This is a genomic window from Bacillus inaquosorum, from assembly GCF_023238325.1.
GTDB lineage: Bacteria > Bacillota > Bacilli > Bacillales > Bacillaceae > Bacillus > Bacillus inaquosorum.
The window spans coordinates 4,173,732-4,198,595 of the sequence record NZ_CP096592.1; the positions used below are offsets into that span (position 1 = coordinate 4,173,732).

The 24,864-nt window shown below is 44.8% G+C and carries 25 protein-coding genes and 4 tRNA genes; 8 read left to right on the top strand and 21 right to left on the bottom strand.

From position 1 onward, the window contains the following. Positions 1-17 precede the first annotated feature (17 nt). The 12 genes from M1M80_RS21130 to dnaB all read right to left on the bottom strand — a co-directional run bounded on the left by M1M80_RS21130 (position 18) and on the right by dnaB (position 9,997). On the bottom strand, positions 18-812 hold the full coding sequence (locus tag M1M80_RS21130; RefSeq protein ID WP_003236518.1) for an MBL fold metallo-hydrolase: 795 nt from the start codon (positions 810-812) through the stop codon (positions 18-20). A 20-nt stretch (positions 813-832) separates the two neighbouring features. After that, positions 833-1,675, bottom strand: coding sequence for a WalRK two-component regulatory system regulator WalI (gene walI, locus M1M80_RS21135; RefSeq protein WP_003236521.1), 843 nt, complete (start codon positions 1,673-1,675; stop codon positions 833-835). Further along, on the bottom strand, positions 1,662-3,029 hold the full coding sequence (gene walH / locus M1M80_RS21140) for a WalRK two-component regulatory system regulator WalH (protein WP_060400078.1): 1,368 nt from the start codon (positions 3,027-3,029) through the stop codon (positions 1,662-1,664). Before walH ends, walI begins: the two co-directional genes overlap by 14 nt. Beyond that, positions 3,019-4,854: a cell wall metabolism sensor histidine kinase WalK gene (gene walK / locus M1M80_RS21145; RefSeq protein ID WP_003236524.1), complete on the bottom strand. Its 1,836-nt coding sequence runs from the start codon at positions 4,852-4,854 to the stop codon at positions 3,019-3,021. Before walK ends, walH begins: the two co-directional genes overlap by 11 nt. Before the next feature lie 7 nt (positions 4,855-4,861). Beyond that, on the bottom strand, positions 4,862-5,569 hold the full coding sequence (gene walR, locus M1M80_RS21150; RefSeq protein WP_032731843.1) for a cell wall metabolism DNA-binding response regulator WalR: 708 nt from the start codon (positions 5,567-5,569) through the stop codon (positions 4,862-4,864). A 383-nt stretch (positions 5,570-5,952) separates the two neighbouring features. Continuing rightward, positions 5,953-6,025 (bottom strand) — tRNA-Phe (locus tag M1M80_RS21155). Positions 6,026-6,060: 35 nt separating this feature from the next. Further along, positions 6,061-6,137, bottom strand: a tRNA-Asp gene (locus tag M1M80_RS21160). 81 nt (positions 6,138-6,218) lie between these two features. Next, positions 6,219-6,290 (bottom strand) — tRNA-Glu (locus M1M80_RS21165). A gap of 9 nt (positions 6,291-6,299) precedes the next feature. Further along, positions 6,300-6,375: transfer RNA gene (locus M1M80_RS21170), tRNA-Lys, on the bottom strand. A 223-nt stretch (positions 6,376-6,598) separates the two neighbouring features. Then, positions 6,599-7,891, bottom strand: a complete 1,293-nt coding sequence (gene purA / locus M1M80_RS21175) for an adenylosuccinate synthase (protein WP_003236530.1) — start codon at positions 7,889-7,891, stop codon at positions 6,599-6,601. Between the two features lie 205 nt (positions 7,892-8,096). Then, a complete protein-coding gene (locus M1M80_RS21180; RefSeq protein ID WP_060399939.1) occupies positions 8,097-8,516 on the bottom strand; it encodes a VOC family protein in 420 nt (139 codons plus the stop codon). 116 nt (positions 8,517-8,632) lie between these two features. Beyond that, on the bottom strand, positions 8,633-9,997 hold the full coding sequence (dnaB, locus tag M1M80_RS21185; protein ID WP_003226923.1) for a replicative DNA helicase: 1,365 nt from the start codon (positions 9,995-9,997) through the stop codon (positions 8,633-8,635). 168 nt (positions 9,998-10,165) lie between these two features. Between dnaB and M1M80_RS21190 the strand changes: the two genes are divergently transcribed. Then, positions 10,166-10,366 carry a DUF2188 domain-containing protein gene (locus M1M80_RS21190; RefSeq protein ID WP_003236532.1) on the top strand — a complete coding sequence of 67 codons (201 nt, stop codon included), beginning with the start codon at positions 10,166-10,168 and terminating at the stop codon, positions 10,364-10,366. A gap of 47 nt (positions 10,367-10,413) precedes the next feature. Here M1M80_RS21190 and M1M80_RS21195 read toward each other — a convergent pair whose 3' ends face one another. Next, complete coding sequence (locus M1M80_RS21195; RefSeq protein WP_060399941.1) at positions 10,414-10,617, bottom strand: hypothetical protein; 204 nt, start codon at positions 10,615-10,617, stop codon at positions 10,414-10,416. Positions 10,618-10,737: 120 nt separating this feature from the next. On the opposite strand from M1M80_RS21195, the gene M1M80_RS21200 reads away from it, so the two are divergent. The 3 genes from M1M80_RS21200 to M1M80_RS21210 all read left to right on the top strand — a co-directional run bounded on the left by M1M80_RS21200 (position 10,738) and on the right by M1M80_RS21210 (position 14,367). After that, on the top strand, positions 10,738-10,881 hold the full coding sequence (locus M1M80_RS21200) for a YycC family protein (protein ID WP_003236536.1): 144 nt from the start codon (positions 10,738-10,740) through the stop codon (positions 10,879-10,881). A gap of 72 nt (positions 10,882-10,953) precedes the next feature. Continuing rightward, a complete protein-coding gene (locus M1M80_RS21205) occupies positions 10,954-12,162 on the top strand; it encodes a CynX/NimT family MFS transporter (RefSeq protein WP_060399942.1) in 1,209 nt (402 codons plus the stop codon). Between the two features lie 117 nt (positions 12,163-12,279). Then, a complete protein-coding gene (locus M1M80_RS21210; RefSeq protein WP_060399943.1) occupies positions 12,280-14,367 on the top strand; it encodes a glycosyltransferase family 39 protein in 2,088 nt (695 codons plus the stop codon). Positions 14,368-14,402: 35 nt separating this feature from the next. On the opposite strand, the gene rplI is transcribed toward M1M80_RS21210, so the two are convergent. The 4 genes from rplI to M1M80_RS21230 form a co-directional block, all read right to left on the bottom strand. Then, positions 14,403-14,852 carry a 50S ribosomal protein L9 gene (gene rplI / locus M1M80_RS21215; protein ID WP_003236543.1) on the bottom strand — a complete coding sequence of 150 codons (450 nt, stop codon included), beginning with the start codon at positions 14,850-14,852 and terminating at the stop codon, positions 14,403-14,405. Beyond that, the gene (gene gdpP, locus M1M80_RS21220; RefSeq protein WP_060399944.1) at positions 14,849-16,828 is read right to left on the bottom strand and encodes a cyclic-di-AMP phosphodiesterase GdpP; all 1,980 of its coding nucleotides are present in this window, start codon (positions 16,826-16,828) and stop codon (positions 14,849-14,851) included. The genes rplI and gdpP overlap by 4 nt, the downstream gene beginning before the upstream one ends. A 36-nt stretch (positions 16,829-16,864) precedes the next feature. Further along, positions 16,865-17,794, bottom strand: a complete 930-nt coding sequence (locus tag M1M80_RS21225; protein ID WP_060399945.1) for a YybS family protein — start codon at positions 17,792-17,794, stop codon at positions 16,865-16,867. A 226-nt stretch (positions 17,795-18,020) separates the two neighbouring features. Beyond that, positions 18,021-18,170 carry a hypothetical protein gene (locus M1M80_RS21230; protein WP_003236551.1) on the bottom strand — a complete coding sequence of 50 codons (150 nt, stop codon included), beginning with the start codon at positions 18,168-18,170 and terminating at the stop codon, positions 18,021-18,023. A gap of 145 nt (positions 18,171-18,315) precedes the next feature. Here M1M80_RS21230 and cotF point away from each other — a divergent pair, with 145 nt between their 5' ends. After that, a complete protein-coding gene (gene cotF / locus M1M80_RS21235; protein ID WP_019260014.1) occupies positions 18,316-18,795 on the top strand; it encodes a spore coat protein CotF in 480 nt (159 codons plus the stop codon). Positions 18,796-18,824: 29 nt separating this feature from the next. Here the strand turns inward: cotF and hypR are convergent, their stop codons facing one another. Next, a complete protein-coding gene (hypR, locus tag M1M80_RS21240; protein WP_003236556.1) occupies positions 18,825-19,202 on the bottom strand; it encodes a transcriptional regulator HypR in 378 nt (125 codons plus the stop codon). Positions 19,203-19,407: 205 nt separating this feature from the next. On the opposite strand from hypR, the gene M1M80_RS21245 reads away from it, so the two are divergent. Further along, positions 19,408-20,337 carry a manganese-dependent inorganic pyrophosphatase gene (locus M1M80_RS21245; RefSeq protein ID WP_003236558.1) on the top strand — a complete coding sequence of 310 codons (930 nt, stop codon included), beginning with the start codon at positions 19,408-19,410 and terminating at the stop codon, positions 20,335-20,337. 32 nt (positions 20,338-20,369) lie between these two features. Here the strand turns inward: M1M80_RS21245 and M1M80_RS21250 are convergent, their stop codons facing one another. Further along, on the bottom strand, positions 20,370-20,816 hold the full coding sequence (locus tag M1M80_RS21250; protein WP_060399946.1) for a DUF6376 family protein: 447 nt from the start codon (positions 20,814-20,816) through the stop codon (positions 20,370-20,372). A 435-nt stretch (positions 20,817-21,251) separates the two neighbouring features. Here M1M80_RS21250 and M1M80_RS21255 point away from each other — a divergent pair, with 435 nt between their 5' ends. After that, on the top strand, positions 21,252-22,562 hold the full coding sequence (locus tag M1M80_RS21255; RefSeq protein WP_003236566.1) for an MFS transporter: 1,311 nt from the start codon (positions 21,252-21,254) through the stop codon (positions 22,560-22,562). A gap of 44 nt (positions 22,563-22,606) precedes the next feature. Here M1M80_RS21255 and M1M80_RS21260 read toward each other — a convergent pair whose 3' ends face one another. Both M1M80_RS21260 and M1M80_RS21265 read right to left on the bottom strand, forming a co-directional pair. Continuing rightward, positions 22,607-23,401, bottom strand: coding sequence for a hypothetical protein (locus M1M80_RS21260; protein WP_003236567.1), 795 nt, complete (start codon positions 23,399-23,401; stop codon positions 22,607-22,609). A gap of 73 nt (positions 23,402-23,474) precedes the next feature. Beyond that, positions 23,475-23,864: a YybH family protein gene (locus M1M80_RS21265; protein ID WP_003236570.1), complete on the bottom strand. Its 390-nt coding sequence runs from the start codon at positions 23,862-23,864 to the stop codon at positions 23,475-23,477. Positions 23,865-24,013: 149 nt separating this feature from the next. On the opposite strand from M1M80_RS21265, the gene M1M80_RS21270 reads away from it, so the two are divergent. Beyond that, positions 24,014-24,853 carry a pentapeptide repeat-containing protein gene (locus M1M80_RS21270; RefSeq protein WP_060399948.1) on the top strand — a complete coding sequence of 280 codons (840 nt, stop codon included), beginning with the start codon at positions 24,014-24,016 and terminating at the stop codon, positions 24,851-24,853. Positions 24,854-24,864 lie beyond the last annotated feature (11 nt).

Sequence of the window (24,864 nt, forward strand, 5' to 3'; positions counted from 1 at the left end):
TGATTTACATAGAAAAATTATACAGCGCAAAGCGGCGTGGCCTTCTTCGGATCGGTGTCATACAAATCAAATGTCTCACCCGTCACAAACCCTTTAGAAGCTAATGTCTGCTGCACAGACATTCTCGCCAGCTCCTTCATGTTGTTGTCCTGGCTCAAATGTGCCAAGTAAATTCGTGACGTCTCATCGCCAATGACATCGGTCATCGCCAAGGCAGCATCTTCATTTGAAACGTGCCCCACGTCACTTAAAATCCGCCGCTTAATGCTCCACGGGTATCTTCCCATTTGCAGCATACCGACATCGTGATTGCTTTCAAACACAAACACATTCGCTGACCGGATGATCCCTTTCATCCGGTCGCTGACGTATCCCGTATCTGTCATTAATGCGAGCTTTCGGCCGTTATAATGGAATACATAAAACATGGGTTCCGCCGCGTCGTGAGAGACGCCAAACGATTCCACGTCAAGTCCGCCGAACGACTTCACCGTCTCCATCGGAAACACAAATTTTTGATCGGTGTCTATTTTGCCGATATGGTTCTCCATCGCTTTCCATGTCTTCTCATTCGCATAAATCGGAAGCTTGTACTTTCTGGCGACCACACCGAGTCCCTTAATATGGTCACTATGCTCATGCGTCACAAAAATGCCGTCTACATCATCCAGCTTACGCCCGATCTGCGCCATCAGTCCATCCATGGCTTTCCCGCTCAAACCGGCGTCCACTAAAAATGCGTGATCCTCTGTTTCGAGGTAAAACGCATTTCCCGTACTCCCGCTCGCAAGTACGCTAAATTGCAAGCTCATGTCTGTTCACTCCATTATTTTCATTGATCTGTATCTAAAATCGTACTCTCCAAAGCATTCACAGTAAAATACTCTTGTACTGTCTTTTTCTCACCGTTCACCTTTTTATCGTACTCGACCGTAATTCTCCATACCGGTGCCAGCACCTGCGTACTTGTCAGCGGATATTGTGCTACGTAGCCGAATTTACAGCTCTTCACAGTGCTGTATTCTTTTAATTGATTTTGATAGTACAATAGCTCAACCGCATCCATTTCAGTGATTAAGCTTTCTTTCTGAATTTGCTTAAAGGTCTCAAGCGTTGTCTGGTCGTACGACACAACCTCGTTTTTAGCGTTTAAGTGCAGCACCACTTGCCCGATCATATTAGAGGAATTGTCGGTCTTCTGGTAAATATAATGACCTTCATACGTTTGGAAGAAAACAATTTCTTTCTTCGATTTATCAACCTTCCAAAGCTTATATTTTTCGCCGTCTTGGATTTTCGAAGAAACAAGCGTCTGAGCATCGTCCTCGATATTCTTCTTTGATAGGGCGATCGGATTCGTGAACTTCATTTTCAGGCTCGTTACTTTATGATCATCACTAGGCATGTCCATCAAAGGCTTTTGATCCTTCAGCGCCTCAATTTCCTCCTTGGTGAAGGTCTTTTGATTTGCTGTGATCCGGTAGCCTTCTGTCGCTTCCTTATTCAGGCCTTCATACGTGATATGGTCGGCCTTCATATCATGCTCGACATCATTTTTAATGACCTCATATTCCTTGCTGGTCGCCTGCCATTTTTGAAAAAACTGATAGCCTAAGAAAATATCTAAAATGAGGAAGGCAACGATGAAGATTGATTTTGTCTTATTCCACTCCACTGTTTGCCCCCTCCTTCATCAATAAATCCTTTGTGATCGGCACAATTTTTCCATTTACTTTCATCGCCCAGACCGGTTCCAGTTCAACAAGAGGATCATCGTTGGTTGATGTTGATACCAATTGATAAGCAAGGAAGATCTGATCAATTTTGTCCGTATCATAAGCGGTTTGTTTGGCAAGCAGCATCTTCACCTCGCTGCCGCTCATCAGCTCTGTCTCACTTGTTTTAATCGGGTTCGTTCCGAGACTGTAATTCGGCCGCTTATAGCTGAGAATATCATCGTTCGCCCACTGCACCGTAATCGCCGATGTCGCTCCGAACGGTTTGGCGGTGCTGTTAATGACCGGCATCTGATCCATAAAGATATAGAAGCTCAGCTGCTGGCTGTCATTGATATTGAAAAATTGATAGTGATCCGTCCAGCTTCCCGTATCCTCAAGGTATTTTTGACTCTTTTTGATTAATTCACCTGTTTGATAGGATGTGCTCTGCACTAAATTGCGCTGCTGGAATTGCACCTGGCGCTGGCTTAGATTCACATCTAACCGGCTGATCCCATCTGTCAGGACATTTCTGTTGTTGTAATTCGAATCTTCCCTTACAATGCTCGGATCGCTGAACAAAGCCTGCTTAAAGGTGTTAGTTTTAATCGATTCTGTGACAAACTCTTTTTTGTCCATCGTAAGCGGTTTGTTCGGCAGCAGGAATTCTTTTTTAGAGCCAATTGAGAACAAACTGTACGCCGGCATGTTTGATTGCCTGTTTTCCAAGTCGTTCATAATGTTCCGGTAGTTTGCCGATTCAACGGTCACTTCCAGAATGAGCTGTTTGCTGTAAGACACCAAATAAATTTTCTTGTTCGCTTTTGTTTCATTGAACGGAATCAGAATATGATCAAACGAACTGTATTCAAACGACTGATTAGACCATTTAAACAGCGTTTGGAATATATCAATAGGAATCGTGTCACTGAATTGCAAGTCAAGCTTCGCTTCATAACCGCCTATTCCATAAAACCAGCTCTTGAATCCAACCTTGTCATACTGATCAGAGATATCTTTAATTCCTTTTACATCCCAATGCGGCAAGTCAGACCAGACTTCTTCATAGAGAGCTTCATCTTCCACTTTATAATGAGCGCCGTCATCATGGATAAACATTTCCCTTGGCCTTACCGTTTCAGACAGCTTTTGGGTGTTTTTTTCGATTTTATGCTTTTCACGCACAGTAGACTCTGTTGATGATGAGCCTTCAGAAAAGTTTGGCTGGAACGTCCATATCCCCCACGTAAAAACAAGACTGATGACGACGAGTACCGTAAGTAATATCGTTTTTATATTTTCACGCTTCATCCCAATCATCCTCTTGTTCCTCTTTATATGGAAGAGTAAATGTAATCGTCGTGCCTTTTCCTTCTATGCTGTCCGCCCAAATATCTCCGCCATGCGCCTGAACCATTTCTCTTGCAATCGCCAGCCCCAGGCCGGTGCCGCCAAGCTTTCTCGTTCTCGCTTTATCAACCCTGTAGAAGCGGTCAAAGACTTTTTCGACATCTTTTTTCGGAATTCCGATCCCTTCATCCTTGACGCTGATATAGAGGAGTTCTTCCTCTTCATTTACATCAATGGAGAACGTGACATGTCCGCCTTCCGGTGAGTATTTTAAAGCGTTGGAAATAATATTATCGAGCACCTGGGTAATTTTATCCTGGTCAATCTCGACGTACAGATTTCTGTCCGGCAGATTGCGGATAAATTCCACATGCTGTTCTTTTGTCATTTCAAAACGGTCAATAATAAGCGACATAAACCGGACAATCTGAATCCATTCCCGGTTGAATTGATAATCCTTGCTGTCAAATTTCGAAAGCTGAAGCAGGTCATTGACAAGCCGGATCATACGCTCTGTTTCATTTTGCGTCACCATTAAGAAACGCGGGGCAATGTCTTTATTTTCCCACGCGCCTTCAGCTAACGCCTCCAAATAACTTCGCATTGTCGTGAGCGGCGTCCGCAGCTCGTGTGATACATTCGCAACGAATTCCCTGCGTTCCTGATCCATTTTCTCTTGCTCGGTTACATCGTAAATGACAGCAATTAAACCATCGATTTTGCCATGTTCCCTCTGAATCACAGAGAAATTCACGCGAAGCACCGTTAATTGATCATCGCGCTCAATTTCAAGCAGCATAGAATCCTGCTGCTCCACTAAATCTTCAAATGTATAATTCTCTTGAATCCCCAGCAAGCTCGTAATCGGCATTTCTAAGGCTGTTTCACGTGAAACGTTCAGCAGCTCCAGCGCCGGGCTGTTTAAGAGAATAATCGCTCCGTTTCGGTTTGTTGCGATAACGCCGTCTGTCATATAGGCAATTACAGAGGCAAGCTTTCTGCGCTCTCCTTCTGTCATCGCCTGGGCATCTTCAAGCTCTCTCGTTAAGTGATTAAACGTGGTGGCAAGCTGCCCAATTTCATCATGCCCATACTTTTTAACCTTCCTCGAGAAGTTCCCTTTCGCAAGCTCCATCGCCTGCTTTCTCATATCTGAAAGCGGGTGGGTAATGGTTCTTGCCAGAAAAATACCGAGAAGGGCCGTCAAAACGAGTGCCAAACCAGTGCCGGACGCCAGTATCGTGTTGATGGTCTTCATTTGATTAAAGACCTCTTCCATACTCGCAACAACATAGATCGCGCCGACAACCTCTTGGTTTTCAGTCATGACGGGCTTCGCGGAAATGAGGACTCTGATTTTGCTTTTCGGGTCATAGTACTTTCTTAAATACGATTGTTTAGTAGAAAAAATTCTTTTAAAGATCAGATCGGTTGTTTGTTTCCCTGCAACTTCCTCACCATACGGTTTTGAAGAACCGACCACTTCATAGCTTTTATCTACAAAACTAATTTCCCTAACCTCATCACTTTTCGTGAAGTCATTCAAAATACGGCTGACGTCATCCTTGATGACGGTGCTGTCATTATCGCTTTTATATTCTTGTTCGATATAGTAAGAAAGGTTGTCGATTCGCTGATTCAGCGATTGTTCATAAGAGCTGATCAGCGACTTCTCTACCTGATTGACAAAATACACACCAATGATTTGCATTGCAATGATAATCAAAAGCACATAAATCAAGGTAATCTTAAATTGGATCGACCGAAAAAAACCAACCTTATTCATATGGGCATTAGTCCTGTTCTGGGTTTCTCAAGTAATAACCTACGCCGCGGCGTGTGACGATCCAATTTGGATGGCTCGGGTTGTCCTCGATTTTTTCACGAAGCCGGCGGACTGTTACGTCAACCGTTCTGACATCGCCAAAGTAATCATATCCCCAAACGGTTTGAAGCAAATGTTCACGTGTCATCACTTGTCCGATATGTTTTGCTAAATAATGAAGCAATTCGAACTCACGATGAGTCAATTCGATTGTTTCATCTCGTTTTGATACGACATACGCGTCAGGGAAGATGACGAGAGAGCCGATATGAATCTCGTTAGAGGACGACTCTTCCTCCGCAGGCGCTGTTGTCAGCTGACGGCGCAGGTTCGCTTTTACACGTGCCAGAAGCTCGCGTGTGCTGAATGGTTTTGTGACATAGTCATCAGCGCCGATTTCAAGCCCGATGACCTTGTCAATTTCTGAATCCTTTGCCGTCAGCATAATGATCGGCATATCATATTTCTTTCTGACTTCACGGCACACTTCAACGCCGTCTTTATTAGGAAGCATAATATCTAAAAGAATTAAATCAGGCTGAAGCTCTTCTACCATTTCAACGGCTTCATTTCCGTCGTGGGCACAGTGCACTTCATAGCCTTCTTTTCTTAAGTTAAATTCCAATATATCTGCAATCGGTTTTTCATCATCTACTACAAGGATCTTTTTATCCATCATTTTGATTTTCCTCCTGCCGAATAACTTCATTTCATCTATATAACATTCGTTTCATCACTTATGGCCCATGTAAACAATGGGTCCTTGTCTATTATAACGGTTTAAGGTCAAAAGATAAAAAAAATAAAGGTTTAGAAAAAAACACATGTTTCACCTTTATCCTCCAATTGTTTATCTTTTGTCATGCTGGTCAACTTTTTTTAAAAAAGATAACTTTACTGAAACCTCCCCTCACCGGAGTGCGTCTTTATCAATGACGTCTTCTTCTTTGAACCGGCCGCAGGGCCGGTTCTCCCTTTTTCTTCTATTATAACACTCCTCATGTTTGCTTTTTTCCTAAAAGAAAAAACGCACCTACGATTGCAGATGCGTTTGGTAAGTGGCTCGGGACGGAATCGAACCGCCGACACACGGATTTTCAGTCCGTTGCTCTACCAACTGAGCTACCGAGCCAAATGTTTTATTTTTCTCTACTAAGTAAAGTAAAATGGCGGTCCGGACGGGACTCGAACCCGCGACCTCCTGCGTGACAGGCAGGCATTCTAACCAACTGAACTACCGGACCTTACAGTAATTGCCCGGAGAGCTGTCGTGTCAGCTCTCACAGACAAATAAGGAATTTAGCAATAACGCTAAAGTAAATCAATGACCCGTACGGGATTCGAACCCGTGTTACCGCCGTGAAAGGGCGGTGTCTTAACCGCTTGACCAACGGGCCTTCACGAAATGGTGAGCCATGAAGGACTCGAACCTTCGACCCTCTGATTAAAAGTCAGATGCTCTACCAACTGAGCTAATGGCTCTTAAGATGTCGGAATTTCCATAGAGCAAACGACTTGGATTATGTTCTCATCTTGTACTCTATTGAAGCAGTTTCCGTAACAACGAGATTTATAATATCACGAACAAATAGAAGTGGCAATAACTTTTTTGGTTTTTTTTCATATTTTTTTCTCAGACCAACTTATCTGCGGCTTTCAAACAAAAAACAAGCCCCTATATCAGGGGCTTGCAAGCATATTCTATTTAGTTCGCGCGGTACACGCTGCGAAGGACATTTGTTTGTGAACGGTCTGGACCGACAGAGAAAATAGAAAGCGGAATGCCTGTCAGCTGAGACACACGCTCAAGATAGTGGCGCGCGTTTTCCGGAAGCTCGCTCAAGCTCTTCGCACCTGTGATATCCTCAGTCCAGCCCGGCATTTCTTCATATACCGGCTCACATTCAGCAAGTGCTTTAAGGCTTGCTGGGAATTCTTCAATGATTTCGCCTTTGTAGCGGTACGCCACACAGATTTTCAGCGTTTCAATTCCTGTTAAAACGTCGATTGAGTTCAAAGAAAGATCTGTAATTCCGCTCACACGGCGGGCGTGGCGGACAACAACGCTGTCAAACCAGCCGACACGGCGCGGACGGCCTGTTGTTGTTCCATATTCGCGTCCGACTTCACGGATTTGATCGCCGATTTCATCTTTCAGTTCAGTCGGGAAAGGACCGTCACCGACACGAGTCGTATATGCTTTTGATACACCGACAACGTGCTGGATTTTGGTCGGGCCGACACCAGAACCGATCGTGACACCGCCGGCAACCGGGTTAGATGACGTAACAAACGGGTATGTTCCTTGGTCAATATCGAGCATAACCCCTTGCGCGCCTTCAAACAATACACGGCGCCCTTCATCAAGAGCATCATTTAAGACAACAGATGTATCGCAAACATACTTTTTAATCTGCTGGCCGTACTCATAATATTCGTCTAAGATATCCTCAATTTTAAATCCATCTGTCTCATACATTTTCTCAAGCAGACGGTTTTTTTCTTCAAGATTGCGTTCAAGCTTCTCCGCAAACGCGTCACGGTCTAACAAATCCGCGATGCGAATTCCGATGCGGGCTGCTTTATCCATGTAAGCAGGGCCGATCCCTTTTTTCGTTGTGCCGATCTTGTTGGCCCCTTTGCGCTCTTCTTCCACCTCATCCAATTTCAAATGATACGGCAGAATGACATGAGCTCTGTTGCTGATTCTCAGGTTATCTGTACTGACGTTGCGCTCATGAAGATACGCAAGCTCTGTGACTAATGCTTTCGGATCTACAACCATTCCGTTTCCGATCACACACGTTTTATCCTTATAGAAAATTCCTGACGGGATTAAGTGAAGCTTGTATGTGATTCCGTCAAACTTGATTGTATGCCCTGCGTTATTTCCGCCTTGATAACGGGCGATCACTTCTGCATTTTCTGACAGGAAATCTGTGATTTTACCTTTCCCTTCATCGCCCCATTGCGTACCTACTACAACTACTGAAGACATGTCCGTGCACCTCCGTTAACCTTTCAAAACGATTCTATTCAAACAAATCAAGTTTATCAGTGAAGAAACAGAAAGTCAATTGTAAATCCGAACATTAAATTATTGTAAATCTATATTCGTTCGCTTTCATTCGTTTTATAAGCGTTTTCTCACCGTTTTGTTATAAAAAGCTCGTGAAACTTTCATCCTTTAGCACAAAAAAGAATCACTTACCTGATATTCCATTTGTATTCATAAAAACGATTCGCCAGCCATCCGGATCCTCTATCGTCACGCCGCCATGGCTCCAGTACGGATTCTCAGATTCGACCTCTTGATAGCCCATGTGTCTCAGCCTTGAAGTGATCGCTGTCAGTTCATCCGCATTCGGCACATAAAAAACGAGGAGGCTGTCGGGGTGAGGAACAGGGGCACTGCTTTCCTCCTCATGCTGGGTGAATTCGAGATGATAATCGGCATGAGGGAGGCCGAACATGACACCGTCATACCCATTATGCTCCGAAAACGCTCCTATTCGTTTCAAGCCCAGCCCTTCTTCATAAAAACGAATGATTTCATTAAGCTGGTTCGTGTGCCGCGCAATCCGGATTTGCGCTGCATGAAAATATAAAAAACGATTTCCCATATTACCATCTCCTTTTTGCACCATTTTATTAAAACGCTTTCAATTTTTCATCCGCTGAGCGGACGATATTTCTTCAATCCTTTGAATGAAAAAACCCCAAGATCAGCTCTTGGGGTTTATGCGCCGGGAGGAACACCTGCGTCATCAAAACGCCGTTCCAGGTTGACGAATTTATTGTATTCTTTTACGAACGCAAGAGACACGGTTCCTACCGGGCCGTTACGCTGTTTGGCAATAATGATTTCGATAATATTTTTATTCTCGGTTTCTTTGTCATAGTAGTCATCACGATAAAGGAACGCAACAATATCCGCGTCCTGCTCGATACTTCCTGATTCCCGGATATCAGACATCATCGGACGTTTATCCTGACGCTGCTCAACGCCCCGGGAAAGCTGAGAAAGCGCGATAACAGGGACTTGCAGCTCCCTGGCGATCGACTTCAGTTCACGGGAAATTTCTGATACTTCCTGCTGACGGTTATCCTTTGAACGTCCGCTTCCCTGAATCAATTGCAGATAGTCGATCAAAATCATGCCAAGTCCGCTTTCCTGCTTCAAGCGGCGGCACTTGGCGCGGATTTCACTCACGCGGATCCCCGGCGTATCATCAATGTAAATCCCGCTGTTCGACAGGCTTCCCATCGCCATCGTCAGCTTGCCCCAATCCTCTTCCGTCAGGTTGCCGGTACGGAGATTCTGGGCATTGATATTTCCCTCGGCACAGAGCATACGCATAACGAGCTGCTCTGCCCCCATCTCTAGACTGAAAATCGCTACGCTCTCGTCGGTCTTGGTTGCCACGTTTTGTGCGATGTTCAGGGCAAAGGCTGTTTTTCCCACTGACGGACGGGCAGCCACAATGATCAAGTCGTTGCGCTGGAACCCGGCAGTCATCCGGTCAAGCTCAGTAAATCCTGTCGGAATCCCCGTGATATCGCCTTTTCGATTGTGAAGCTGTTCGATATTGTCATATGTTTGGACAAGGACGTCCTTAATATTTTGGAAGGCACTCGTATTTTTGCGCTGCGCCACTTCCATAATCGTTTTTTCCGCTTCACTGAGTAAATCCTCAACCTCATCCTCACGGGTATACCCGTCTTGAGCAATGGTTGTCGCTGTTCTGATCAATCGGCGAAGAATCGACTTTTCCTCAACGATTTTCGCGTAATATTCTATGTTAGCCGCTGTCGGCACCGAGTTTGCGATATCTGTCAGATACGAAATGCCGCCCACTTCTTCCAGCAGGTCTGTGTTCGCAAGCTCTGATGTAACCGTCACTAGATCAACCGGTTCACCTCGGTCTCCGAGCACCAGCATCGCATTATAGATTTTTTGGTGGGACATTCTATAAAAATCATCTGGAATCAATACTTCTGAAGCCAGTGTTAAAGCAGACGGCTGTAAAAAAATAGCGCCTAACACGGCTTGTTCGGCTTCTATATTTTGCGGAGGAAGCCGATCATTTAGAAGGTCTGTCATGCTAAGCACCGTCCTCTCATTAAAAAATCTCCAAACTCCATTCTACCATTTCTGCAGAAAAAAAATAGAAAAATTGTCTGTTTCCTGTTTTTTTCAGTTAGCCGATTGGGTCGTTTCGGACAGTAACAGGGCGGGAAAAACGCAATAAAACGTGAGGAGGAATGAAAGATGATAAAAAAATATGCGGTTACACCCAATGTCGATGCGGACGGCTGGTTTATTAAGGTGGAGAATGTGGCGCCGACAGCTTTGTATACATCTAAAGACGCCGCGATAGAAAAAGCCAAACAGGTGGCAAAGGAAAACAGCCCGGCAAAGCTTGTGATTTATGACCAGTTTAAAAATGTGGAAGAAGAACACTCATTTTAATGAATGAAACCCTTCGCTGCAGCGGGGGTTTTTTAGCGGATATCAGCTTATTTCATCAATTTGAAGCCTGTGTGCATCATCAGATCGGCCGCCTTTTGATACAAATCCCACTCCTCGAACGAAGCACATTTCCCCATCAGCTCCTGAAGCTTTAGCCTTACTGCTATATATTCTTCAAAAGTGACAGCTTTCTCAGTGTCTTTTTGGTGTTCATTCAGCATTTGTTTTAATAACGACAACGGTGCGTGCATAAGAACCCTCCTTCCCTCTTTTATAACGGGCATTTTCGGATTGCTCCATTCCTTTGTTACATCTTCTTACATTTCACATCTGATTCTTGTACAATGGACAGAAGAGAGGAGGGATCTTTTGTGAGACCTTTGCAAATTTCCGCTGAAACTGCACAAAAGCTTGCAGAGTCCTTGAATCTGCCGCTTGAACAGATCATGCATATGCCTCAGCATATTCTGCTTGCCAAAATGGCTGAATTGCAGAAAGAAGAAAAACAATCGTAGCATTCGTTCGCATACTTGCTTTCATCTTACGGAATTATAATTAGTATATGTTAGAAAGAAGGAGTAACTGCTTTGCCACATCCACAAAATAAAAAAATCCAATCGTTTTGGCTGATCGCCGGCATTATCTTTATCGCGTTTAACTTACGGCCTGCGATCACTTCAGTCGGTCCGGTCATCAGCTCTATCCGGGCAGAGCTGCACATGTCCAATGGGGCAGCCGGGTTTTTGACCGCACTCCCACTGCTTTCGTTTGCCATTCTTTCTCCGCTTGCGCCTAAGGTTGGACAGCGTCTCGGAAATGAGCGAACCTTGTGGCTTGGTCTCATGATACTGTTTATCGGCGTTTTGATTCGTTCTACCGGCTATACTGCCGCTTTGTTTTTCGGAACGGCACTCATCGGAGTCGGAATTGCGATTGGCAACGTACTTTTGCCAAGCTTAATCAAACATAAATACCCTGAAAAATCAGGGATCATGATCAGCCTGTATACGACATCAATGAATATATTCGCGGCTTTAGCATCGGGTATCAGCGTTCCTTTAGCAACCCAGATGGATGGCGGATGGAAGCAGGCCTTTCTCTTATGGGGCGGGCTGGCTTTCCTTGCATTGCTGATTTGGATACCTCAGCTGCGCCATCGGGATACGGCAAACCAGGCGATGAAGCTTCAATCAAGTTCCATATGGTCTTCCAAAATGGCATGGCATGTCACCATCTTTATGGGACTCCAATCATTTTTATTCTACAGCAGCATCGCTTGGTTTCCTGAAATTCTCCGTTCACACGGGATTGATACGTCAACAGCCGGATGGATGGTGTCACTCATGCAATTTGCGAGTCTGCCTTCCACTTTTCTGACACCTGTTTTAGCAGATCGCTTGAAACATCAGCGCGGCATTGTTGCGGGACTGACCGCAGTCTATCTGATCGGCCTATGCGGATTATTAGCGGGTGGCAGCCATACACTGCTTGCCATCTGGATGATGATTATCGGTATCGGACAAGGCTCAAGCATTAGTCTGGCGCTCACCTTGATTGGTCTCCGCAGTGAAAATGCCCAGCAAGCCGCGGCACTGTCAGGCATGTCTCAGTCATTCGGCTACCTGCTTGCGGCCGTCGGTCCAATCTTTGTCGGCTATCTTTTTGACCAGACGCATTCATGGACAATGCCGATTGTGCTTCTGATTGCTGCCCTGATCGTAATGGGTGCAGCCGGGCTGGGAGCCGGACGAGATCGATACATTCTTCAGACAGAGAAACAAAGAAATTCAGCATAAAAAAGCGGGGAAGATCTCTCCGCTTTTTTCTATGAAATTCTTCGAATATTTATGGTTTATTCATAAGTTTTTCATATTTGTTTTTTACAATAAGACACCATAAAGAGGTGAAAAACGATGAAAACCAAACGATTCGACTTAGTCCTTATTCTTATTTTGCTTGCAGCGGCTTTTCTGAATACGTATCACATTTGGCAGGATGACACAGCGAACCAATACTATTTGGCGGCTGTGAAAAGTATGACGCAAAGCTTCCACAATTTCTTCTATGCGTCATTTGACCCTTCCGGATTTGTAACAGTGGATAAGCCGCCTGTTGTGTTATGGATTCAAACGATTTTCGCACTGATTTTCGGCGTTCACACATGGAGTGTCATCCTTCCTCAGGCTCTCTCCGGAGTTGGATCTGTATTCCTACTCTACAGAATGATCAAACCGGCCTTTGGAATTGGAGCGGCTCGCATTGCCGCACTTGTTATGACACTGACGCCTATCGCAGCAGCCGTCAGCCGGACAAACAACATCGACAGCATGCTTGTCTTTACCTTATTGCTCGGTTCAGCTTGCCTGCTTCGGGCAGTGAAACAGGATAAGCTGGTTTGGCTGCTGACGGCATTTGCCTTGATTGGGCTCGCCTTTAACATGAAGATGATGCAAGCGTTTATGGTATTGCCTGCATTTGTGTTATTTTACCTGATTGCATCTCGGGTTTCTCTGAAGAAAAAAACCGGGTCTCTAATTCTGTCTCTTGTCCTTCTGACAGGCCTTTCGATCTCATGGGCGGTTGTGGTGGATTCAACCTCATCCTCCAGCCGGCCGTATGTAGGAAGCAGCCAGACCAACTCAGTGTTAGAACTGGCCTTCGGCTACAACGGCACCGAGCGGCTGCTTGGACAAACCACTGGCCTTGCACAAGGTGATATCAATGCAGCTGGCGGCGGTAACATGCAGAATCATAACACCATGCAAGCGCCAAACAGCAGCGAATCATCTGGAAACAGCAAGCTTGACGGAAGTGCCGCTAATCAAAACGGCAATCAATCATTCGGGAATCATTCACAGGCGCCTCAGCCGCCTACCGGACAAAACGGCACCTCCAATGGAGGCGGAGGCACACCTCCAACAGGCGGTAACGGACCTGGAAACGGAGGGCCTGGCGGTGGCGGCGGAAAAAGCATGAATATGTTCGGCACCGGCGATGCAGGACCGCTTCGTCTCTTCCAATCGGCACTTTCCGGCCAAATCAGCTGGATGCTTCCATTCGCATTGATCGGATTGCTGGGCGGAATCGTCAGCTGGTACCGTGATCGCCGCGGACAGGCAGCTGAAATGAAAGAAACGATATTCTGGGCGGCTTGGCTCGTTCCAGTGGCTGGTTTCTTCAGCGTCGCAGGATTCTTCCACCAGTATTATTTGATTATGCTGGCACCTCCGATTGCCGCACTTTCCGGTATCGGATGGTATACGATGTACCGCTTATACAAAAACAATAAAGACTGGGCCAGCTACCTGCTGCCGGCAGCCGTTCTGATCACAGCCGCGTTCCAGGTGTATATTCTGAGCGCTTATACAAGCCAAATCGGCAGTGTATGGATGTATGTCCTGGGACTCTCAGGACTCGGCATCACCCTTGCGCTTCTGATGCTTAAACGCAGCCATCCGTTCAGCAAGCAGCTGACCATCATCAGCTTATGCGTTCTGCTGCTCACACCGGTCTACTGGTCAGCTACGCCGCTTCTATACGGAGGCAACAGCGTCCTTCCTGAATCGGGCCCGCAGCTCAAAAGCTCAGCAAACGGCGGGAACATGTTCTCCTCAGAGGTTGACACCGGACTCCTGTCCTATCTGAGAAAGCACAATACCGGCGAAGAGTATCTATTTGCTACTTTAACAACTGTAACGGCTGCGCCATACATCATTCATGAAAATGAATCCGTTATGGCAATGGGCGGATTTAACGGCACAGATCCCATTCTGACTGTATCCAAACTGAAAAAGCTGGTCAAAGAAGGCAAAGTGAAATACTTCCTTCTTTCAGGAAATAACTCAGGTAACAGCGAACTTGTTTCCTGGATTAAGAAAAACGGAAAAGAAATATCCTCTGACGAGTACAGCAGTTCCTCCAGCAGCACAAACAGCAGCCAGCAAGGCATGAGAGGAGGACCTGGCGGAGAAAGCCAGCAAACTCTTTATCTCGTGGAATAGAAAAGAGGCTTGGAGCAATCCAAGCCTCTTTTCTATTAAGCTTCCTCTTTCACATGTACCTTTAACACAGCCTGCACCTCAGGATGCAGCTTCACAGGCACGTTTGTATATCCTAACGCACGAATGCCGTCCGGCAGTTCGAGCTTCCGCTTATCTACTTTAATCTTATGGTCTTTTTGGAGCTGTTCAGTAATTTGCTTGCTTGTCACAGAACCAAATAAACGGCCGCCTTCACCTGATTTCGCGCTGAGCTCAACAGTCAGTTTTTCTAATGTCTCTTTTAAGCTCTTTGCCTGTTCAAGCTCGGCGATGGCTTCTTTTTTCTCTTTCTGCTTTTGTCCGTTTAGCGCGCTGATGTTTGTCGCGTTCGCTTCAACGGCGAGGCCTTTTTTAATCAGAAAGTTATGCGCATAACCGTCTGCTACGTTTTTGACTTCGCCTTTTTTTCCTTTTCCTTTTACATCTTGTAAGAAAATAACCTTCATCTCTGTACGCCTCCCTCAAAATACTCATCTATGGCGTGCTTCAGCCGTTCCAGCGCTTCAGAAACTGAAATGCCGGACAACTGAGTCGCCGCATTTGTTAAATGCCCTCCGCCTTCCAGCGCCTCCATGATGATCTGAACATTTACCTCGCCAAGTGACCGCGCACTGATACAAACGGTTTGTTCATCCCGTCTCGCCACCGCAAATGAAGCCTCAACCTCACTCATCGACAGCAGCGAATCAGCCGCCTGCGCAATCAGCACTTGATCGAAGTATTCCTCTTCATTTTCAGGAAGAGAAGCGATCGCAATGTTCTCTTTATAGAGGGCCGTATGCTGGATCAGCTTCGCCCGTTTAATATAGGAATCAACGGTTTCTTTCAGGAACTTCTGCACAAGCACAGTATCGGCACCTTTTGCCCTTAAATAAGAAGCCGCATCAAAAGTCCGCGAGCCTGTGCGGAGAGAAAAGCTCTTTGTATCCACTATTATACCAGCTAATAGGGCTGTTGCTTCAATCATATTGATTTTTAAGCGCTTTGGCTGATATTCAAGCAGCTCTGTCACCAATTCCGCTGTCGAAGAAGCGTACGGCTCCATATAAACGAGCAGCGGATCTCTGATAAACTCTTCACCCCTGCGGTGATGGTCGATAACCACGATATGTTCAATTTTATTGACCAGCCGTTCCTCCATGACAAGTGACGGCTTATGTGTATCAACGATCACAAGCAGCGTATCATCATTGGAAATTTCCATCGCTTCTTCAGGCGTAATAAACCTTGACCACAGTTCTTCATATTTTTTGATTTCCTCAATTAAACGCTGCACACTTGATCCGATTTGATTTGGGTCAATGACGATAAAACCATCTTTGTTATTTGCCTGAGCCACCTTTAAAATTCCGATCGCTGCGCCGATAGAATCCATGTCGGGGAATTTATGCCCCATAATAATCACATTGCTGCTTTCAGAGACGATTTCCTTTAAGGCATGAGAAATGACGCGGGCCCGCACCCTTGTTCGTTTCTCCATTGGGTTTGTTTTACCCCCGTAAAACTTCACCTTGCCGTTCGGCAGCTTAATGGCTACTTGGTCTCCGCCGCGCCCCAGCGCTAAGTCCAAGCTGGATTGCGCCAAATCGCCAAGTTCTTTCAGCGAGGAGACGGAAGCCCCGACACCGACGCTTAACGTCAGTGCGACACCGTCAAATGAGGTTTTTTCCCGCACCTCATCAAGGATCGAGAACTTCGCATTTTCGAGTTCAGTTAAGATGTGTTCATTAAGTACAGCGATAAAGCGTTCTGAAGACGTCCTTTTCAGGAAGATCCCGTACTCCTGCGCCCAGGCGTTCAGCAAAGATGTCACCTGGCTGTTCATCGTGCTTCTCGTCTGGTCATCCAATCCTTGTGTCACATCATCATAGTTATCAAGGAAAATATAAGCCAGTACGGTTCTTTCGTTTTCATATAGCTTTTCAATCTGAGTTTGCTCCGTCACATCAAAGAAATACAGCAGACGCTCATCCCGCTTGATGACAACCTTAAACTTGCGGTCATTCAATGAAACCGTTTCCGATTCCACCTCTTGTTTGATGAGCGGCACAACTGACTCACAAGTATCGTAAAGTGATCTTCCCACTAATGTGCTTTCATTAAAGCAAGAAGAAAGAAACGGATTTGCCCATTCTATATAATATTGGTCATTAAAAAGCATGATGCCGATCGGCATTTCCATCAATGCCTCTTCACCGACTTTTTTCAACCTGTAGGATAACGTAGAAATATAAGTATCAATCTCTTGCCGAATAAGAGAATCAGCACGTTTAATAAAAAACAAAATAACTGCAAGCAGCAGCACTTCGACGGTTCCTAAAATCCAGTTAAAATAAAAGCTGATGAGGATTGTAATGATTGACAAAGCAATCAAAGCATAGATGGGATACCGAAACAGCGGTTTTTCATAAAAGCTTGGCATTTCTATCACTCCCCACCATGTGAGTAAAACTCATGTTCACTTCACCTTATTCCTTATATTAAAGCCCATATCTATAACGCCTAAAATACGAATGGCTGCCATAAAGATCGGAAGCATCAGTCCAAGAACCACCGCAATCACAGCCGCAGCCTTCGGATATTGTTTCTTATGGCAATAGAAAAAGATAAATGATAAACCTTGGATGAAAATCAGAAACCCGAGTATAAACTCCCCATTTAAAGCGATAGAGTACAGCATTTGGCCTTTTTCTAAAGGCAAAAATGAAAGCATGACAATTATTAAATACAGCACTACAACACTTTGCGGAAACTTCAACTCTCTAAAAGGCTTTAGATTAGGAATATCGGGGGAGAATCGCCTTAAGAGCGGCTTAGCGATAAAGTAACTGAGGAAAGAAAAAATAGCTCCTACCATCACAATAGCTGTTGGAAAAAGATATTGAACCATACCCAATTGTTCTTCCATCAGTTTCAATTGCTTCTCAAGCTGTTCAGCATTGCCCGACTGCTTCACTACAGTTTCTACAATATCAAGGGATTGCCGGTATTGTGTCATCGCTTCATCAATGATATTGATACCCAAAAACTGAATGCTTATCACAAAATAGAAGACAATACAAAGCATATAAATAAGAGCGCCCGAAATAATGGCGTGCCCGGGCTCTTTCCTTTTGAAAAAATGTCCCATGGCAATGCCGGCGCAAGCTGACATAAAAGCTACAATAAGTCCGTTAAAAGACCCGACTATAAAAACAACCGGAAGACTGACAGCGCCCATCCATATCCCTAACTTCAATCCATGTCTGATTGTATACAGGATCATGGGCAGCGGCAGTGCAAATAACAGAATTGTTCCAATTACAGGAACATAAACGACCAAAAGCGTGATGATCGCAAACAGACTGATTAAAATAGCACCTTCCAATAATGCTCTCGTTTGTTTCACTTAGTCACCTCGTATCATCCTGAACATACGAATAGAAAAGAGCAGCATAAACGACTGCTCTTTTTTCATCGCTGCAACATGTTTTGCACCGAATGTTTTTTATATCATCTCTACATTTTGCTTTTATATTTTAACATAAGTCCAAATCGCAAGTAAAATGACGCCAATGTTTCATGTGGAACATTGCAAATGAAAAGACATTCTTTAAAAAGAATGCCCATCACGATTAATGTTTATCATCCATAAAGCCAGAAGATTCCTTGTTTTTCTTTTTCGTTTTTCTGACATACATAAAGATTAAGATGACCAGTAAAAGGGTTGTTGCTTGCAGAACGCCGCTGCTAAACAAGAAAAAGTCCTTTATCATGTCCCACATCGTGTTTCACCTCTTTTTGCATGTTCTCAACCCGTTTCCTATATAAGGTGAATTTCCCGTTTTAAAAACTTCAAAACATCATGAACAACATTAATCGTTGGGCATATGCTGATATGGAATCTGATTGATAAAGGAGAACTGTTACATGGATGAACGCAGAACATTGGCTTGGCATGAAACATTGGAAATGCATGAGCTGGTTGCTTTTCAATCAAATGGACTCATTAGACTCAAGAAAATGATAAGAGAAGTAAGAGACCCTCAGCTCAGACAGCTTTACAGTGTCTCCATTCAGGCCGTTGAGCAAAATTTAAGAGAGCTTCTCCCATTCTTCCCTCAGGCGCCGCGAGAGGATGAAGAAGAAGAACGCGCGGATGACCCCTTTTACAGTGGCGACCTGCTCGGTTTTGCCAAAACATCTGTCCGCAGCTATGCCATCGCGATTACTGAAACAGCCACACCTCAATTAAGAAACGTACTGGTCAAACAGCTGAATGCTGCCATACAGTTGCATGCGCAAGTTTTTCAATACATGTATCAGCATGGATACTATCCATCTTATAACCTGTCTGAGCTGTTAAAAAATGATGTCAGAAACGCCAACAGAGCCCTTTCGATGAAATAAAACAAGCAGCAAAGGAATTCCCTTTGCTGCTATTTCTGCTGATCCTTTAGCAAACCGTTCGAACGATATGATTCCAAGACATCTCTATTGGATTCTCCCCATTCTTTCATTTGCAAAACAATCGGTTCAAGCGTTCGCCCAAATTCCGTCAGAGAGTATTCAACCTTGGGCGGTACCTGGTGATACACCTCACGATGCACGATGCCGTCCGCTTCCAGCTCGCGCAGCTGAAGGGTGAGCATTCTTTGAGTGATACTCGGGCAGATTCGGCGAAACTCATTAAACCGTTTCTTGCCATCTATCATGTGATAAAAAAGAATTCCTTTCCACTTTCCGCCAATGACATCTAGCGTAAATTCAACAGGACAGCCTTCTTTGTTCGGGTATATATTCTTTTTTTCACTCATACTAGACCCTCCAATAGTACCTTTTTTGATACTACATTACATTTTGCAACTAAGCTACCCAGTATTTTACACACCTTTCCCCCTCAGCTCAAAGAAAATGCTTCTTATTCACATCAATTTTTAAGGGTTTGTATGATTACACCTGCAGCAAGACGTGTTAAACTATATAAAGATTACACTACTTAAAAAAAGATAAGGAGCTATCATGGAAAAGATACTTATTTTCGGACACCAAAACCCAGATACAGATACGATTTGTTCTGCGATTGCTTATGCTGATTTGAAAAACAAACTCGGCTTCAATGCTGAGCCAGTCCGCCTTGGACAAGTCAACGGCGAAACACAATACGCGCTTGACTATTTCAAACAAGAAAGCCCGCGTCTTGTTGAAACAGCTGCAAACGAAGTAAACGGCGTTATCCTTGTTGACCATAACGAACGCCAGCAAAGCATCAAGGATATTGAGGATGTTCAGGTTCTGGAAGTGATCGACCACCACCGCATCGCTAACTTTGAAACAGCTGAGCCGCTTTACTATCGTGCTGAGCCTGTAGGCTGTACGGCTACAATCTTAAATAAAATGTACAAAGAAAATAACGTGAAAATCGAGAAAGAAATTGCCGGCCTTATGCTGTCTGCGATCATTTCTGACTCACTGTTATTCAAATCTCCAACTTGCACAGACCAAGACGTAGCGGCAGCAAAAGAGCTTGCGGAAATCGCCGGCGTAGATGCTGAAGAATACGGCTTGAACATGCTGAAAGCGGGCGCTGATTTAAGCAAAAAAACAGTGGAAGAACTGATTTCTCTTGATGCGAAAGAATTCACACTCGGCAGCAAAAAAGTCGAAATCGCACAAGTGAACACAGTAGACATTGAAGATGTGAAAAAACGCCAAGCTGAATTAGAAGCTGTCATTTCAAAAGTTGTGGCTGAGAAGAACCTTGACCTGTTCCTTCTTGTCATCACAGACATCTTAGAAAATGATTCACTTGCCCTTGCGATCGGTAACGAAGCAGCGAAAGTGGAAAAAGCGTTCAACGTTACATTAGAAAACAACACAGCCCTTCTTAAAGGCGTTGTTTCCCGTAAAAAACAAGTCGTTCCTGTCTTAACAGACGCAATGGCTGATTAATAAAAAAGCATCCCGTGTAGGGATGCTTTTTCTTATTCACCCAGCTTTTCAATTTGTCCCATCACATCAGTGATTTGTTTTGCGTTCTGGACAAGGTCTGACTGCTCCCATTCTTCAAGCGATACCTTGCCTTCCTCCACTTGTTTCAACACATCGTCAGCATTTTTCTGCAATGTTTCGTTATGCTCCTGAATGGTTTGATGAATCTCCGCCGCGGCATCAGGCGGCGTTAATTCATTAAAATCAGCGGCGGCCTTCTGAATCGATTCAAGCTGTGCCTCTAGTTTTTCTTTCGCCTCGGTGTCATTTACAGCCTGTTCAGCCAATTCAGGCGCTTCCTCTGCAAATGTCTTGACCTTCTCCACATAGCCCGTTGCTTCACTCGTATAGTTCAAACCGTCATTCACCTGATCAAGTATGCCGCATCCGCCTGCACTCAAAAGCCCCACTCCGGCAAGTACTGTCAAAATGATCTTCATCGTCAGCCTCCTCATCGTTTCTTCTTCATTTTTTCTTTTAAGATCGGGATCAATTTCTCTTTCGCTAACGGCAGCCCTTTCTTCACCAATTCACGCTTCAGCCACTTTTTCAGCTTAGACATTCTGACGCTCCTCTCCCTTTTTGATAAAAATGAAAAAACTCCACCGATTTGGTGAAGTTCCGAAACAAAAAGACCTTCACCAAATCAGATTTGGCAAAGGTCTCGCTAACAATTAGATTGCCAGCAAAGCCGAGGACGTCTTGTCCCGTAATGACGACTTTACTGTGAAAGCTACTCCCCTTTGGAGTGTTCATTTTTATTACTTTCATTCTAAAGCACAGGGCTTTTCCAGTCAAATTCCTGCTGTCCGTTTACGCAAAAGCACGCTGTGGTATTTAAAATTTGAATGGTATTTCCATCAGGAGATCATGCTATGACAGAGGAGGTTTTCATCATGAGTCAAGAGCGCGTGAAACGGCCTGGACATACCAGATGGTACATATCTTCGTTACTCAGCGGCATTATTATTCTTAATTATTTTGACCGAGTGGCCATCTCTGTAGCGGCCCCTGCGATACAAGATTCGTTTCACCTTACAGCAACCGAACTCGGCATCGTGTTTTCCATTTACACTTATTCCTATACACTGATGCAGCTGCCTGTCGGAAGCTTGCTGGACCGGTTTGGCGTGGCGTGGGTCACGAGGATTGGGATGACAATATGGAGCTTTTTAACGATTCTTCTTGCTTTTTTGCAAGGAAAATTGCTGTTGTATCTGTTCCGGTTTCTCATAGGGCTGACAAGCGCCTCTGCTTTCCCTGCCGCCTCTAAGGCAACCGCTCTATGGTTTCCTCCAAGTGAGCGGGGATTGGCAAACTCTCTGTTCGACTCGGCCGCCAAATTTTCAAACGTGATCGGCGCGCCATTGGTCGCCTTTCTTGTCACCACATTTGACTGGCGTGTCGCCTTTTTGACGATTGGATGCATCAATGTGCTGTTTACGATCTTTTTCTGGCAGTATTATGAGCAGCCTGAACGGCACAAACGCATTTCCAAAAGCGAATTAAACTATATTCAAAAACACAATACGATCACAACAGAGCAAATTCCTTACAAAACGGGTCCGCTTTTAAAAAAGCTTTTCGCCAACCGTAAAGTATGGGGCTTAATGATCGGATTTACAGGGTACGGCTATACATTTAACCTGCTGCTCACCTGGCTTCCGACTTTCTTTAAGCATACATACGGAATGGATCTCATGTCGTCCGGTTTATTTACAGCCGTGCCGTGGCTGATCTCAACCATCTCAGGAATCGTGGTCGGCGGATGGCTCGTCGATTACTTTATTAAGAAAGGCTATTCTAACACCAAGGTGTACCGAACCGTGATCATTGTCGGAATGAGCTTCGGCTTTTTCTTTTTAGGCTCGATTCTGACGAACAATATCACCATCGCAATTGTCTGTATTTCAATCGGCCTTGCCGGTATTTCTGCAACCGCTCCAGTCGGCTGGTCCATTTCCGCGGAACTGGCGCCGATCGGTTCCGTATCCATGCTGAGCTCCATGGTGAACCTGGCAAACAACCTGTTCGGAGGCATTATTGCTGCTTCACTAACGGGATATTTATTTGATGTGACAGGCTCCTTTACGCTCAGCTTTCTGGTGGCCGGATTTGTGCTGTTGCTGGGATTGGTTTTTTATGTGTTTGTATTAGGGGATGTTAAACGAATTAAGCTGGAATAAAGAGTGCTTGCTGAAAGCACTCTTTTTCTGCATCGAAAGAATACTTACGATAAGTCACTCCCAAAAATCGAAACAGTCTGGCGGTCAAATATAAACCTCTGCCCGTTCCATTTCAACACGGTTTGGACATATCCCAGCGAGTCAGCGTTATACCTCCCCGCGATCCGCTGATACGCCAGCAGTTCGTATGTGCCGTCTCTGTCAAAATCAACCGGATACAAGCCAGACAAGGGATTCACCCAGCCTTCTATCGGCATTTTTAACACACCCTGAGCAGTATAAATCTCATTCAAATATTCCCTGCCCTTGTAAGTAAGATCAAGGGTATACGTTTCGTTCTGATGGTGGCTGATGACATTTGCTTTATATTGATTTTGATAGCTCACACTGTATTTAAATTCATCATGAAACACATCCGAATTGAAAACTTGCCGGAACTGCCGGTTTAGATAGGCAAAAATATACGCATATATAGCGCCGCCGCTTCCCCCAGTATCCACCACCACTGCCACATCATCAATCTTGTCGCCTGTCATATCCCCAAGAAAAAGAGACGGATTGTATCCCATGTTGTTTTGGAGCTGGATTCGCTGTTCCTGATGGGTTCTGCCGTCACGGATCACCAATGTGATATTTCGCCATAAAGGGCTGCCGGGCATTTGGGTGCCAGTAAGAAAGACTTCGTCAATAACGCCGTCTCCCGTTACATCCCCGCGGGCTGATGTAATGATTGCGCGAGAGGAAACCGGCTGCCGAAATAAGTATGGATGTTGAACAAGTCCTCCGTGCCTGCCTGCATAAAACCAATAAGGAGCCATACTAAAGTCATACAGATTCAATGGAGTCACCTTCCCTAATCAGCTGAATGAATCATTATATGCAGGAATGGCACATCGAAGACATATCTGAACGCTAAACACCAATTAAAGCCGTACCATATGAATTATCAATTGCACAAAGCCACTCGCCTTGTGCATTCTTCTTAAACACATAGGTTGCCCTTCTTTCCATCGCATACTCGGAATCCTTTTTATCCGAATCAAGCAGTGTCTGAGAAAGGACCAGTGCAGTGTCTCCTGCTTCCAAAATGATCATTTCCCCTTGTGTCGGGACAATATGATGATTGAAATAGTCCGCGATTGCCATAAACGCTTTTTTGATTTCTTCTTTACCTCGCGCGATCATGCCGGGCTTCACAACTAAAACGGCATCTTCCGTGTAATAATTCATCAGTGTATCAAAATCTTCATTTTGGATTGCCAAATCACATGCAGATATGATGTCTTTTATTTGCTGTTCCAAGAGGATTCCCTCCCAATCATCATGATTGGATATATTATACATCGTTTGACCCGCCGAAGCCGTAAAAACAAAATGAAAAGTATCAATATTTCCTATATAATCAAATAGCATATATTTAACAAAGTTCCCAAGTGAAGGGGTGAACGATATTGTCTGCGGAATTATCGTTACATGACAATATACATCATGATTTAAGCGCGGATTGCCAGCATTGTTTTGGTCTGTGCTGTGTCGCCTTGCCTTATGCGAAATCAGCGGATTTTGCTTTTGATAAAGACGGGGGCACGCCTTGCCGCAACTTACAATCAAACTATCAATGTTCTATACATAAAGACCTCAGAGAAAAAGGGTTTCGAGGCTGTTCTGCTTATGAATGCTTTGGCGCCGGCCAGAAGGTATCTCAAATTACTTATGAGGGAAAGGATTGGCAAAACAACCCCGAAACAGCAAGCGAGATGTTTGACGTTTTTCCTATTATGCAGCAGCTGCACGAAATGCTCTGGTATATACATGAAGCTCTTTCTATAGAGACAGCCAAGCCGATTCATCGTGAGCTTCGGGCCTGTTTCGATAAGATAGACAAGCTCACCAGACTCAGCAAGGAAAACCTGCTGACACTGCAGGTGAACGAATATCGAGCCGAGGTTAATGAATGGCTGTTAAAAACGAGTGAGCTGGTGCGTGCCCAAGCCTGCAATCGAAAACTTCCGAAAAAAATCAGCCGGGGAAGTGTCCTGATCGGCGCAAAACTGAAAGGGCTTGATCTGCGAGGAGCAAACCTAAGAGGGGCGCTGCTCATAGCTGCCGACCTGAGAAATGCTGATTTGAGAATGACAGACTTTATCGGTGCAGATGTAAGAGACGCTGATCTCAGCGGCGCTGACCTAACCGGGAGCATCTTTCTGACGCAGGCACAGGTGAATGCCGCAAAAGGCGACTCGAACACAAAGCTGCCGCCGTCTCTACAAATCCCTGCCCATTGGAAATAAAAAAGAACCCG

Coding starts and splice junctions, on each gene's coding strand:
- M1M80_RS21190 (WP_003236532.1), top strand. CDS start 10,166: ATGATAAAAAAATATGCGGTTACACCCAATGTCGATGCGGACGGCTGG.
- purA (WP_003236530.1), bottom strand. CDS start 7,891: ATGTCTTCAGTAGTTGTAGTAGGTACGCAATGGGGCGATGAAGGGAAA.
- M1M80_RS21255 (WP_003236566.1), top strand. CDS start 21,252: ATGACAGAGGAGGTTTTCATCATGAGTCAAGAGCGCGTGAAACGGCCT.
- M1M80_RS21180 (WP_060399939.1), bottom strand. CDS start 8,516: ATGGGAAATCGTTTTTTATATTTTCATGCAGCGCAAATCCGGATTGCG.
- M1M80_RS21195 (WP_060399941.1), bottom strand. CDS start 10,617: ATGCACGCACCGTTGTCGTTATTAAAACAAATGCTGAATGAACACCAA.
- hypR (WP_003236556.1), bottom strand. CDS start 19,202: ATGAGTGAAAAAAAGAATATATACCCGAACAAAGAAGGCTGTCCTGTT.
- M1M80_RS21210 (WP_060399943.1), top strand. CDS start 12,280: ATGAAAACCAAACGATTCGACTTAGTCCTTATTCTTATTTTGCTTGCA.
- walR (WP_032731843.1), bottom strand. CDS start 5,569: ATGGATAAAAAGATCCTTGTAGTAGATGATGAAAAACCGATTGCAGAT.
- dnaB (WP_003226923.1), bottom strand. CDS start 9,997: ATGACAGACCTTCTAAATGATCGGCTTCCTCCGCAAAATATAGAAGCC.
- gdpP (WP_060399944.1), bottom strand. CDS start 16,828: ATGCCAAGCTTTTATGAAAAACCGCTGTTTCGGTATCCCATCTATGCT.
- walK (WP_003236524.1), bottom strand. CDS start 4,854: ATGAATAAGGTTGGTTTTTTTCGGTCGATCCAATTTAAGATTACCTTG.
- walH (WP_060400078.1), bottom strand. CDS start 3,029: ATGAAGCGTGAAAATATAAAAACGATATTACTTACGGTACTCGTCGTC.
- M1M80_RS21250 (WP_060399946.1), bottom strand. CDS start 20,816: ATGAAGATCATTTTGACAGTACTTGCCGGAGTGGGGCTTTTGAGTGCA.
- M1M80_RS21130 (WP_003236518.1), bottom strand. CDS start 812: ATGAGCTTGCAATTTAGCGTACTTGCGAGCGGGAGTACGGGAAATGCG.
- rplI (WP_003236543.1), bottom strand. CDS start 14,852: ATGAAGGTTATTTTCTTACAAGATGTAAAAGGAAAAGGAAAAAAAGGC.
- cotF (WP_019260014.1), top strand. CDS start 18,316: ATGGATGAACGCAGAACATTGGCTTGGCATGAAACATTGGAAATGCAT.
- M1M80_RS21245 (WP_003236558.1), top strand. CDS start 19,408: ATGGAAAAGATACTTATTTTCGGACACCAAAACCCAGATACAGATACG.
- M1M80_RS21230 (WP_003236551.1), bottom strand. CDS start 18,170: ATGTGGGACATGATAAAGGACTTTTTCTTGTTTAGCAGCGGCGTTCTG.